This window comes from Bacteroides uniformis (genome assembly GCF_025147485.1).
Lineage (GTDB): Bacteria > Bacteroidota > Bacteroidia > Bacteroidales > Bacteroidaceae > Bacteroides > Bacteroides uniformis.
The window spans coordinates 3,291,742-3,304,360 of sequence record NZ_CP102263.1 but is presented as its reverse complement, the minus strand read 5'-3'; the positions used below and the strand labels follow the sequence as shown (position 1 = coordinate 3,304,360).

10 protein-coding genes and 1 pseudogene are annotated in these 12,619 nt (G+C 35.8%); all 11 read right to left on the bottom strand.

Going from position 1 to position 12,619, the window contains the following annotated elements; genetic code table 11:
* Window positions 1-98: 98 nt before the first annotated feature.
* The 11 genes and pseudogenes from NQ510_RS13195 to NQ510_RS13145 all read right to left on the bottom strand — a co-directional run bounded on the left by NQ510_RS13195 (window position 99) and on the right by NQ510_RS13145 (window position 12,616).
* A complete protein-coding gene (locus NQ510_RS13195; RefSeq protein ID WP_005829433.1) occupies window positions 99-1,049 on the bottom strand; it encodes an MraY family glycosyltransferase in 951 nt (316 codons plus the stop codon).
* A gap of 23 nt (window positions 1,050-1,072) precedes the next feature.
* A complete protein-coding gene (locus tag NQ510_RS13190; RefSeq protein WP_005829435.1) occupies window positions 1,073-2,068 on the bottom strand; it encodes an NAD-dependent epimerase/dehydratase family protein in 996 nt (331 codons plus the stop codon).
* Window positions 2,069-2,189: 121 nt separating this feature from the next.
* Entirely contained in the window at window positions 2,190-3,020 is an 831-nt protein-coding gene (locus NQ510_RS13185; protein ID WP_005829436.1) for a glycosyltransferase, read from the bottom strand.
* Between the two features lie 38 nt (window positions 3,021-3,058).
* The gene (locus NQ510_RS13180; RefSeq protein ID WP_229031910.1) at window positions 3,059-4,246 is read right to left on the bottom strand and encodes a glycosyltransferase family 4 protein; all 1,188 of its coding nucleotides are present in this window, start codon (window positions 4,244-4,246) and stop codon (window positions 3,059-3,061) included.
* Between the two features lie 13 nt (window positions 4,247-4,259).
* On the bottom strand, window positions 4,260-5,096 hold the full coding sequence (locus tag NQ510_RS13175) for a LicD family protein (RefSeq protein ID WP_005829440.1): 837 nt from the start codon (window positions 5,094-5,096) through the stop codon (window positions 4,260-4,262).
* Window positions 5,096-6,346, bottom strand: coding sequence for an oligosaccharide flippase family protein (locus NQ510_RS13170; RefSeq protein WP_005829442.1), 1,251 nt, complete (start codon window positions 6,344-6,346; stop codon window positions 5,096-5,098). Before NQ510_RS13170 ends, NQ510_RS13175 begins: the two co-directional genes overlap by 1 nt.
* A gap of 19 nt (window positions 6,347-6,365) precedes the next feature.
* A complete protein-coding gene (locus tag NQ510_RS13165; RefSeq protein WP_034525798.1) occupies window positions 6,366-7,340 on the bottom strand; it encodes a hypothetical protein in 975 nt (324 codons plus the stop codon).
* Window positions 7,341-7,362: 22 nt separating this feature from the next.
* Window positions 7,363-8,439, bottom strand: a complete 1,077-nt coding sequence (locus NQ510_RS13160) for an EpsG family protein (RefSeq protein ID WP_005829445.1) — start codon at window positions 8,437-8,439, stop codon at window positions 7,363-7,365.
* 44 nt (window positions 8,440-8,483) lie between these two features.
* Window positions 8,484-9,790, bottom strand: a pseudogene (locus tag NQ510_RS13155) (Gfo/Idh/MocA family oxidoreductase).
* A 642-nt stretch (window positions 9,791-10,432) separates the two neighbouring features.
* Window positions 10,433-11,620, bottom strand: coding sequence for a Rossmann-fold NAD(P)-binding domain-containing protein (locus NQ510_RS13150; RefSeq protein ID WP_005829450.1), 1,188 nt, complete (start codon window positions 11,618-11,620; stop codon window positions 10,433-10,435).
* 522 nt (window positions 11,621-12,142) lie between these two features.
* Window positions 12,143-12,616, bottom strand: a complete 474-nt coding sequence (locus NQ510_RS13145; protein ID WP_234129825.1) for an acyltransferase family protein — start codon at window positions 12,614-12,616, stop codon at window positions 12,143-12,145.
* Between the last annotated feature and the right edge of the window lie 3 nt (window positions 12,617-12,619).

Below are 12,619 nucleotides of genomic sequence, written 5' to 3'. Positions count from 1 at the left end.
AAAGGTACGATTTATATTTCAAAAATAAGACGAAAGGCGATGGAGATTTTAGTTTCCATCGCCTTTCATTATTTTACTAATCATCATTTCAGTATTACTCACGTAGACTGGTGCAATCCGAAATACTTCTTCATAAAGCAGGTATAAGAAAAACAAAGCAAAAGAATTATACCTGTCAAATACCAATAACCGTAACCTAAACACATTATATATCCTACGATAATGATTGCCTGTACTGCCATGTAAATAGAAGAAACCATTATATGGGGAATCTTCAGCTCATTCGCCATAATCTGATACAGATGCTTGCGATGCGGTAGCCCGATATTCTCATGAAGCATCAGGCGGTGAATGATAGTCAGCACACTATCCACACCGTAAACGGATAAAAGGACTATCCAGCTGAAATCTTCCGTTTCAATGATGAGCCTGCCTATCAGGAAAAGTAGAATAAAAGCGATACTCACAGAGCCTACATCACCGGCAAAGCACTTCGCCTTCTTGCGAAAATTGAAGAAACAGAAGACAACAACAGAACAAATCACGGTATAGATGAAGTCCGATTCTACAAAAGTTACCACCTCCTTATTGACGTATGCCAATGCCGCAAGTATAACCAGCGAGTAACCTCCCGTTATCCCATTAATCCCATCCATAAAGTTGTAGGCATTGATGATGCCCGTACAGACTATCAAGGCTATGACTATCCACCACCAGGACAAAGAGAACAGCCCCCACTGATAAAACATCATAGCCATAGCAGAGAAATGAAAAAGCAGTCTTGTCATCTGTCCGGTGGATTTTATATCGTCCACGAAGCTGATGAACGTCACCAGTGTCAAGGCAAGCAGGAACCAGGGATATTCAAAGCCACTCGTCAGGAAATAGGCAAACGCCCCGAAATAGAAAATAATCCCACCACCGCGTAAAGTCACTTTCGTATGGGAACTCCGCTCATTGGGCTTGTCGATGATATTGCACCTATCAGCCACTCTAAAATAAAAAAGTTCTGCCAAAAACAGCAGAACCAATATAATCAGATAATACATAACAGTATTTTCCTCTTTAATTTTTAATTGTTTACTTTTATATTTGAGAACGATTTTATCGTTCTCACTATCCCCTCCTCTGCCCTCACCGGCATTCTGTCAATACCCAGGGCAGCCTTTATCTTCGCATTACTCACCACATAATTCTCAGTCAACTTGTGCAGACGCTCTTCATTTAAAGGCAAATGGAGCAGAGTCCCAAGCCGGGCACAGAATTCCATCAGTCCTCTGTTTATCTTCCAGATATGCGGCTTGCGCTCCAAAGCCCGACACATCAAAGCTATCAGCTTATTCGTGGACAAGGCTTCGTCATCTCCCATGTGGTAGATACCACTCGCTACCTCCTTGGTCAAAAGACCTTCCACCACATAGCAGAGATTGTCTATCGAAGTAAAAGACCTTCTGTTCTCAAAAGCCCCCAAAGGCCAGGGAACACCTTTCCTCACCACATTATAAAGAAGATTCAGATTGCCTTTGTTACCGGGACCATGAATCATGCAGGGACGCAGGATATAAACCTGCTTGTCATCATAAGGATTAGCTTTCAATTTCCCATTCTCAACCTTCAACTTGTCAAGGATGTAATTCTCGGCAGCTATCTTACTTTCCCCATAAGGCCCTACCGGAGCAGGCACCACATCTTCAGTCAGCATATCACCCACCACACTGTCTGCAGCGGCTTTCACAGAACTGAAGAATACGAACTTCTTCGCAGACGATTCCAGAAAGAAATCAAATATCTTTTGGGTCAATCCCGTATTGATATCAAAATAGGATTGGGCTGCGGACCGATTTTTCATATCATGGGCTTTACCAGCCAGATGAATAATGGCATCGAATTCAGGAAGATCCCACATCAGAAAAGAAGCCGGTTCAATATCCTTCCAGAAAAAAGTCTTTACCACCCCCTCCTTTTCAGGAGCGACAATATCCAGCCCGTAAAGGCTATGACGTTCCTTTAGGGCAACAACAAGATTGGAGCCCACAAAGCCGTGGATTCCAGTGATTAATATGTTCATGGAATTATTCTATAAAATATACTGACCAGAAACGTGATTACCAGTTAGGGACAAAGCCTTTACCGAGGACAAAGGTAGGTCATTTATTACTTGCCAGAAATAGCATATAAGATATTCCTATTTACTCTCTCATTTTACGGGGATTCATGCGATTCATCAGCCCTTGAAAATAAACATTTAAAGGATATGGCAATAAAGAACGGACAAAGGGTATACAAACTCCAATATATGCAATGAAAGACAAATGAAGTCTTCTACAGCCACGTAAACCTATTTTCATTCTATGCCACCCTACTTCTATACTGTTTTTTCTCACACTGTCAGCAAAGAAGCGATAATGCAACAATGGTTCCGAAATATTGGCAAAATGCAATCCTTTTTCTGCACACCTGAACCATAAATCATAATCATCCTGACGCGGACCGGCATCAGGTTTATACCCACCTACTGATAAGATTGCATTTTTTCGATACATCACAGTAGGATGATTCAAGGGACAAGTCCAGACCAGACGAACAATATCCTCATGCGAAACTGGAACCTTTATAACCTCTTCAAGATTATTTCCACATTCGTCAATTTTAGTCGCATAGGCCCCCACAATATCTATCGTAGGATGTGATTGCAAAAAAAGAACTTGTTTCTCAAAACGAGATGGATAGCAAATATCATCTGTATCCATACGAGCCACAAACTCATAGCTACAATGCTTTAAGCCTATATTAAGTGCCTTGCTTAATCCTAAATTATTAGGCAAAGGAATAATTTTAAGCAAATTAGTATCGTAAGAAGATAGAACTTTTTCTAATTCAACAGTGAGAGGTCCATCCTTAATCAATATGATTTCAGAAGGAGGAAGCGTTTGGTTCAGTACACTATCAAGTGCAGACTTCAAATAAATCGGCTTTTCTTTATAATAGACCGAAATCAATACAGAATAGTTAGGTGACATTTATATAAGATGAATTATTTAAGGATCCATAGCTATTCTCAAGCCTTCTGCCATAATTTCGCATAAGATAATATCATAGCTTTTTGAGAAAATTTTTCTTCATAAATAATTCTTGACTTTTCCCCCATTTTTACAAAATCAGGTCTGTCAATCAATATCTTTTCAAACAACTCAGAGAGTTGTTGTTCATCTACATCTACCAAATAGCCTGAAATACCTTCAACAATCATTTCTGGAATACCTGCTATACGAGTAGATATAATGGGCAAACCACAACGCATAGCTTCAATAATTGATATTGGCAATCCTTCGTCTTTAGAAAACAAAATAAAAGCATCCGAGTTAGTCAAATAGTCATTTACTTGGTTTGAGTTGCCCACAAAATAAATATCAGCAGAAAGTGTAGCTGCTACTTTTTCCAAAATATTACGCGAAGGACCATCTCCGACAAAAGTCATGGAAAAAGATTTTTGTTGTTCAGAGGTCAATTTAGATAATGCATGAAGTATGCCTATTTGATTTTTACGATTACACAATGTTCCTACGCATACTAACCTAGTCTGATTGGTTGAAGATATACCCTTACTTCCACCTTCAATATCAGGGATGCCATTATAGACAAATGAAGTCTTTTGCGAAGATATGTGGGGGTAAAGATGACAAAAATTCCAACGTGGGAAATCGGCTACAAAATTTACTTTATCCACTCTATTCAGTACAACATCCTCTATCCTACGTTTCATAATACCAAAAAAACAAGAACGAAACAAAGGGTAATACTCTTCATACATTGACCATAAAGAGCCATTACTATGCAGTGTCAAATACACAGATTTTTTGTTTTTTCTTTTACGCAAATAGTAATAACAAGTAAACAAGTCTTGAAAATGAATAATATCCGGCAATTCATCATTGGGTATTTCATCGAAGGCTTCTACTATCCGTTTGGAATATCGTAATCCAGAAAAATAAATCATAGCATACGTCATGAGATGGCTATATTTAGCATATCTCATCAACTTGTTTTTTAGTGACGCTTTCCTCTTGATTTTATCATTGTTAGAAAAATTTCTTACTTCACCATGTACATCGTCAAGTGTGAAAGTTGATAGTCCGATTCCCTGATTCGCAAAATCATTGATGCAACTTCTTAACCCAAAGACAAACCGTGCAGCCCCATTAGGTGCTTTTATCCATCCGGGGAAAATAATCGTTACTTTTTTCATTATACTCCTATTTTCATTCATTCCATTCTAAACTTTCTTTGTGATTACAGCGTGTAAAAGGTTCTATTCCATTATTATGACTGACTCGTTTGTTAAGAGGAGGCAATTGCATATAATCGCCAAAATATTCGCGCAAATAAGTATCATAATTACATGGGATATTAAACATCTCTCCTTCAAACTCGTGACGTTTCAAAGGGAAAAGAACATCTTTGGATAAAAGCTTATACTCATTTATTTCCATGGCCCAAGCCAAGCTATCGGCTTCCTCCATTGTTTCAGCATGGAAAAAGTCATTGAGCCAATTATAAAGAGGAATATGTGAATATCTAATAAAACGTTTCATCAAATACCCCACTGTACGTTGCAAAAAAGCTCCATGTCTTACTACTGAATAATTGGTATCGTGAAGAAATAATTTCAGATGCGATTGCCACCATGAATGTTTTACATAATCAAAAGGGAAAATATCTAAAAATATACCTTTATGACATTTCAATCGTTCATACATTGGCTCATGAAAAGTACTGTATTTATCACGTAATTTCGCAAAAAACATGGGATAATCAGAATCTGTTTCTCTGGTTTGCAGGTAGATATCATCGCGTAATTCAGTTTTTGCAACTTCTAAAAAACGATAATAATCATTACGCAACATCGCTACATCAATATCATCGTCCCAAGGAATAAATCCACCATGACGAATAGCTCCTAACAAAGTTCCTCCATCAAGCCAATAAGGAATATCATATTTTGTACAAATGCGATCTAACTCTCTAAGTAATTTAAGCATAATAAGTCTGGCTTGCTCATTCACATTCTTACCTTTTTCACGGTCATCTTTCAGCATTATCTTAATATTTTAAATTTTCTAATGTAATATGCTCTTGCCACTAATAATGAAATATTAGTTATAAGCTGTATAATCAAAATTGATAAAAGATTGGTATGCAAGTTGAAAATAAATACAAATAACATGCATGCAACGTAAACCCCAAAAGAGCACCACATGGTTATGTTAAATGCTTTAAAATAGCCAGCTGCAACCAAGATGGGACTACCTTGCAAATAAATGATAGAATTGGTAACTATCAGCGGAGAAAGAATATATACTATTTCAACAGAGGGTTCCATCAACCCTTTGCCCAAAAGTTCAACTCCCCAAGGTGCCAGCAGCACACACAGCCCCCATATCAGTATAGCAACCCAAAAAGATATTGCCATAACCTTACGCATTAATCGAAAATTACGTTCAGATGCCACTTTAGGATAGAGAACTTGATTAAGAATCATTATAGGAAAAGAACCTAAACGAACTATCTTATTAGCTAAGTCATAATATGCCACTTCCTGCATACCAATAAAATTGCCAAGCAAAATAGCATTGCTTCGTTCTATTATCATATCAGCAATACGTGAATAAAAAATGGAAGTAGAGCGTTTGAAACGATACACCACATTGCGCATTTTTACCCCTATCAGCCTAACCTTATATTTCTCAAACATCACATACAATCCATAAGCAGTGCCAAACAAGCTACCAAGACTGAACAAAATAGGATAATACAGATAGTCGGCTTTCGAATGAATGAACACAACCATCAATATCACAAAAACAAGTTTACAAATCAACTGAAAATAGGTAACATACTTCAGTTCTTGTATTCCTTGAAAAAACCAACCCGGGAATAATACAGAAGCTATGCAATGTCCTGAAAAAAGGATATAAAGCATTTTCATCTTTACATCAAATAACATTAATGCTCCCACTAATAGCGACAGCAAAAACATACAAAATATAAAGCGAATGTAAAGCACCGATGATACAATCTCATTCAATCTGTGCTTGACATGTTGATATTGGGCTACATCTTTCACCGCAGAGATATCAAATCCCCATGCAGCCACCATTTCAATATATGTAATTACCGTAAACGAAAATACAATGTAGCCATATAATTCATCACCCAGTTTACTAATAATATAAGGATAAGTAATTAATGGTAAAAACAAAGCTAATACATTAAGTATAGAAACAAAAAAATAGTTCTTTACCAAGATTTTATTTGATAATATTTTATCTATTATTACCCGTTTCAACTTTACCTATTTAAGATATTCAACATTCATTATTTATTAATAGAGCCCTCATTTCTTCCCTACTTTTAATACAATCAAATCCCCAATATTTGGAGGCAAGAAGTCGTTTATCCACTTGTGCTTGTGATGAATCTTTTTCAAAAGTTTCCCATAAATCACGCCATAAAGGATTCACTTCTTCCAAGGTTTGTACAGGATTAATTACAAGATGAGGTTTGCCGAGATATACGCAATATCCTGTATGAGTACCAATACTATTTGAACAAGTATAATCAGATAATAAGATAATCGTTTTCAGACGATTCAAGAAGTTTATATCCAACTGATGACCAGCAGTGGTCACTTTAAATCCAGCTTTATTATATAAATCACCAAAACCGTTTTTATTTTCATCTAAATAATACATATTCACAATTACAGTATCAAATCCAAGCTTCTCTTTAAGTTCTAGCAATTCATCAATCATACAATGTATTTCATATTCTAAGCCACCCTCACAGCATGTATGTGTAGGAAAGAAAAGAAGAGTTTTGCCTAATTCCTTTTTCAAGGAATTCATCTCTTCACTATTCAACATACATTCAGCATAATGTATGTAAGGGCCAATAGCAATCACGGGTTTATGTAAACTTCCAAGCCCCTTCACTCGTATGTTGCTGAAAGTCATGATACGTTTGGTCGTTTTACACCACGCGGCCATAGGCACATAATCATCTACATAAAGTCCATGTTCTATTGACCATCCAAACTTATTTACACCAGAGTATTGTTTCAAAGCATAAGCCTGACCATAAAAATTAGAATCCTTAATAGCCTCTATTGGATAATAAGGTATAGGTTTTACTAATTCCTTATAATCAAACATGCTCAATGCCTGACGACGGTTAATCTCTTTCCAAAACCGTTTCTTGTTTCTCAGGCGATAATAAGTGTTATAGAGTGACAATAAAAGGAATGATTCTTTAAGCACTCGTGAAAAGTAAGAACGAAACATTTTGCAAAATCCTTCAATTAGGTTACATTGAAAAAATCGTAGTAAAAGGTATATAATTAGCTGATTCCTTTGACACTTCTTTGTTGAACATTAAAATTCCATACAAAAGAATAACAGCTAAACACAAAAAACGCCATTTATTAACATACATCAGATTTAAAACAGATGGGAGAATAAAAATATTTGCTACATAACATGTGCTTGCTATACGTTCTGAAATAGCACCAAAAGAATTGAATAATAAAAAAAAAGTAATACCTATAAATAAGATATTATAGAGAAATATACTTTTTTTGTCTATAAGTAGAAAATAAGAAACACAAAAAAGAGTGAGATTAAAGAACATTCCTATCGTAACCCCTGTCTCATTCAAAACTCCTGAATGTCCCCCATTTAAATAAAAAAACAATCTATTGTCAGTACCTATTATAGAAGAAAGCAACGTATCAAATAGAGAAAGGAGCCAATCGGGATGAGCAGATATAATAAAAGAAAACACCAAAACACCTGCATATATATAGATGGGATATTTTCTTAAATGGATAAACAATAATGATAAGAAGCAAAGACTTAACGCATGAAACATGGCACCACAAACAAGAGAAATAAATGCTCTTTTCTTTTTACCGACAAACCACCAGGAATACCCTTTCCAAACAAAGCTCACCATCACCCCATGACGAATCAAGTTAAAATGGAAAGATAAAAAGAATAGAAATACATATAATACGACTGACAAAGGTATATTATCTGAAAAAAAAGCAATGGCTCTTTTTAGATTACAAACTATTATCAAAAAAAGAATAAATGAAAGGAGTTCAAATGGAGCACCAATAGAACGCAACAAGGAGGATAACAGCACATAACCAGGTTCCACAAAAAAATCTTCACTCGTCAATTCAAACAAAGAATGAATTCGATAATAATAATCCGTATATTCCAAGTAATCAGTTCCTACGTCATACCTAAATACTACCATTACGAAAAGTGCAAGAATATATATGAAAATAATATAAAACCCCGTTCTCTTCAATCTGCTATCCTGACTCAGAAATGTTCCTATAACACCTATCCACAATAAAAAATAATAAATCCCCATTTACTTGATTACAAATTAACTGCCCTAACTTGTCAAAAACAATACTACAACTTGTACACGTTCTTCCCCAATATGTATATTTCCTGAACCTCTGCCATCATAAGGTTCTCTTCCTTCGACACCTTACTAAAGTAATAACCATCCGTTAAGATTGCGACTACAAAGTCTTTTATTTCATAACGTAAACCTTCACCTACATATGGATAAAAATACTTCTTATTATAATTTTGGTCTTCATAACGAACCTCAAAGTAATCAGTCTTCCACCATGGAGCTGGTACATACACATACCCCTTGGTTCCTGCAATAGTCAAAGAACCTTCTGTCTTAACGCCCAAGCCTACTTGAAATGAAGCAACGGCATGATCATAACGAAAAACAGCCTTAGTGAACATATCCACATCATTCTTCATCTTGGAATAAAAATTAATGTTTCGGAACTTTGTTCCCAAAAACTTAAAGATAGGCAACAGAGGAAAACAAGCATTTTCACTCATACTACCGCCAAAGTATTTGCTGTCAAGCTTTGCTGAATTTTCGTCTGTAAGAGTGGTCACAGAAGCATTTACCTCAACGATCTCACCAATCACACCGGAGTTGAGCAGAGAGAATAAGTGCCCGAAAGCAGGACAATAAGCAGTTTTGAGTGCGATCTGAAGCAATAACCCTTTTTTCTCTGCAATCGAGTAGAGTTCTTCTGCCTGCTTCTTACTAAATACAAATGGAGTTTCACAAAGAACAGACTTTCCCGCGTTCAAAGCAGACTTTGCATATTCATAATGAGTATAGTGTGGAGATGCAATATAAACGGCATCGCAATTTTCATACAACTCTTCTAAATCACGAGCAACTATAGGAATCAAGAATTTTTCACAGAACGAAACACATTCTTCTTGATTAGGATTGTATGCAACAGAAACGGACGCACTATTCACATTTTTCGGCTCTGGAACAAAACGTGAAGCAATACTGCCAGTACCAATAATGCCAATATTAACAATAGGACGCTTCTGGCGAAGCAAAGTAGATGAGACACCCTGAGTGCGAGGAAGGTAAATGACTTTACAGAACTCATTGAGATAGTCAAAATAGCCTTCCCAATCTGAACCGATTGCAAAAACATCCACTCCATATTTCTGTATATCATCAATCTTCTGCCCACGATATTCTTCTATCACAATTGATCTGCAAGACCAGTGGATTTAACCGCTTCAATACGTTCCATCACGTTATTGCACGTGTTCATCTTGCCTCTCTCCAAGTCGAAATTATCTGTGGTAACACCCACAATGAGGTAATCACCTAAAGCTTTCGCACGTTTTAAGAGGTTATAATGCCCCTGATGAAACAAATCGTATGTTCCTAATAACTTTCTTCATAACCTTAGATAAATCGCTTTTCTCTTAAATCAATAAATGCAGCAATCAGTTTGTCGTAATCCTATATAGTCCTTGAAACGTTCATCCTTCAACATGGCCTCATAAATCACTCGCGTACTATCGGAATAATGACGTCCACCATAACATACAAAAAGCATGAGTTTACCGTCTGGCTTCAAGAACAACTTGTACAAATTTACCAAACCTGACATTACGTAATAGTAGACGTAATAAAGTAATTTACTTCTTTTTATCTTTGTTGTGATATCCATATTTATTACATTTTTCATTTGACAATCGGAGATATAGAACTGTAATTATTTTATTACGCGTATCCTTATACCACTTATGAAAAATATTATAGGAACTTTATGCTTCATACAAAAGGACTGGAGGAACTTGACATGAGGTAAAGCCTTGGTCTGGTACTGAAAATAAAAACTTGCTAAATCTTCGCTGCTATACATATCTTGCTAATTTTAATTTACAACGAAGGCTAACATTTCATTTTGAACTTTTTAAAGTGCTTACATAGCTGTGTATATCATAAAACTATAAGTTAAAGATTATACAGAAAATTAACAACAATCTATTATCTGCCATTAGTTTACAAATTATTGCACAAAAATAAGCACTTGAGGTTTAATTATCTGATTGATAATTAAATCTGCTACATTTTCAATATCCACAAACTTTACCGACTTAGGCAAATCAACATTAAACGACTTCTTTACCTTAGCTACAAGTTCATCAGTATAGACGAGAGTAGCGTCAGTTATATTCTCTACTCCATCACAATAAATTGACTCACGGTTAGCTTTACGCATCTGGTCTATAGTCCATACAGACTCATCAAACTTGGCAGTAGCAGTTACTCCATCAATAATTATAGGATAACCACCAATTTCACCATTTACCCCAGGAGTATGTATTTTGACTTGTTTTTCCTCTCGAAGAGCAGTAAGAACAGAGAATATGATATCAAAATTACTGGAAGCATTCATCATATTGCGCTTCTGATCTACAGGCATTGCTATAGAACAGGATTTAAGAAGTTCTTCCTTATTAAAATCCATATCCTTGCCTTGAAACTTTATATCAAGCAAGATGTCCTGACCTTCTGCATGACCTTCCTTAGAAATGACAACATCATGAAAATGTGATACCGCAATAGTTACATCAATGTCATTAAAATTCTTTATACCATATTTCTCTGCAATATAGAATTTTATACGAGGCACAAGATGATTCAAATTACCACTACCAAAGTCAAAATAAGCCTTACCCGCAGACTTTAGCCAAGGAATAACAGCATCGGAATATGAAGTATTGATTGAGATTGCCTCACAGTTGGCCTTATCGTATGCCTCCATTATATTCTTTGCATATCGAATAGAAAGCGGAGTCCAAATGCCGTATGCACGAAGATTACTCCATGAGATGCTACCATACTTCAAACCAGAGTAAACTCGACTACTATTTACTATGAAGTCAGGCTTTTCTGCTTCAAGTACAGCTGCAATGCTGTTCACATCGTTAAGGTCGCAGTTATCAACCACCTTAATCTCGCTACGGCACTGGTGACGAATGGTTGAAGCAGTACGAATAATATTTATATCCATCTGCATCTTTTCGGCATTACGTCCTACCACAACAAGACGAAGTTGTGAATCACCTAGTGATACAAGATAATCCAACAAGTAGCATCCAACGCTACCCAAACCAATAATCATAATAGTTATTGGCTGACTATTTTCAACCTTCCCTTTGAGAAGGGAAAGTTTTCTGTTCAGTATTTCCATTTTAATAAAGTAGAAAACGGGTTTGTAATAAATTTAGAATCAACAAATCGTAATAGAACTGTTGTAAGGATTAATATGCAAACACAGAGAAACAAGGCCTGGTAAAAATTAACTTGCAAATAGGTTGATAATATGTGTGCAAACATGCCTTGTATTACATAATATGCTAAAGTCTTTGATCCATAAGCACATATCGACTTGGGGAGGTTCACAAACATTAAAACAGCGAATGTAGTAATAATTGATCCAATATAAACCAATACTTTCAAAACAAGAAGCATTCCTATATTTTGATTGTACAAATTTGACATGTGCCACACATTGGCATTATTAAACTCTAATACATGTAGTATACGACCACTATAGATGAGACAAAAAGCAAAACATACTAAAGAGGCTATAGCCAAAACAAGCTTTATGCATTTTGAAACATCAGGAATAATAGGCAGGCCTTTTACTCTTCTCAAGAAACCCATCATAAAGAATGGTAGAAACATACACGACCGTTGGAACGATAGCAGGTTACCAAATTGTTTCAACGGAAGCATGTATGCAAATACGGCCAACAAGCAACTGAATATCAATAACTGCCCCCCCGCACCCATTATATTGTACGACAATTTTGCCAACTAGCTTATTGATAATCAACAGAAAAATAATATACCAAGTTATTAGGCTGATTAAATACCAGCCTGAGTTCTCCGGATTTAGTAAAGGGATGATACTTCCATAATAAAAACATTGAGGAATCATCACAACCAAAAATGTTTCCAAAAGCATAAAACCTTTACTAATCAGTTTTTCTTTATCCTTAACATTTGCATAATAACCACTGATAAAGACAAATAATGGCATATGAAAAATGTAGATTATAGAATAGAGCTTATTGGCAATAGGATTGCTTAAAGCAGGTTCTATTACATGACCGAATGTAACTAATACAATGAGCAACCACTTTATTCCATCTATTCTGTAATCTCTTTCTAATACAGCCATATT

Excerpts from the sequence above, each read along its gene's own strand:
- NQ510_RS13185 (WP_005829436.1), bottom strand. The coding sequence starts at position 3,020 with ATGTCACCTAACTATTCTGTATTGATTTCGGTCTATTATAAAGAAAAG.
- NQ510_RS13145 (WP_234129825.1), bottom strand. The coding sequence starts at position 12,616 with ATGGCTGTATTAGAAAGAGATTACAGAATAGATGGAATAAAGTGGTTG.
- NQ510_RS13165 (WP_034525798.1), bottom strand. The coding sequence starts at position 7,340 with ATGTTTCGTTCTTACTTTTCACGAGTGCTTAAAGAATCATTCCTTTTA.
- NQ510_RS13195 (WP_005829433.1), bottom strand. The coding sequence starts at position 1,049 with ATGTATTATCTGATTATATTGGTTCTGCTGTTTTTGGCAGAACTTTTT.
- NQ510_RS13160 (WP_005829445.1), bottom strand. The coding sequence starts at position 8,439 with ATGGGGATTTATTATTTTTTATTGTGGATAGGTGTTATAGGAACATTT.
- NQ510_RS13190 (WP_005829435.1), bottom strand. The coding sequence starts at position 2,068 with ATGAACATATTAATCACTGGAATCCACGGCTTTGTGGGCTCCAATCTT.
- NQ510_RS13180 (WP_229031910.1), bottom strand. The coding sequence starts at position 4,246 with ATGAAAAAAGTAACGATTATTTTCCCCGGATGGATAAAAGCACCTAAT.
- NQ510_RS13175 (WP_005829440.1), bottom strand. The coding sequence starts at position 5,096 with ATGCTGAAAGATGACCGTGAAAAAGGTAAGAATGTGAATGAGCAAGCC.
- NQ510_RS13150 (WP_005829450.1), bottom strand. The coding sequence starts at position 11,620 with ATGGAAATACTGAACAGAAAACTTTCCCTTCTCAAAGGGAAGGTTGAA.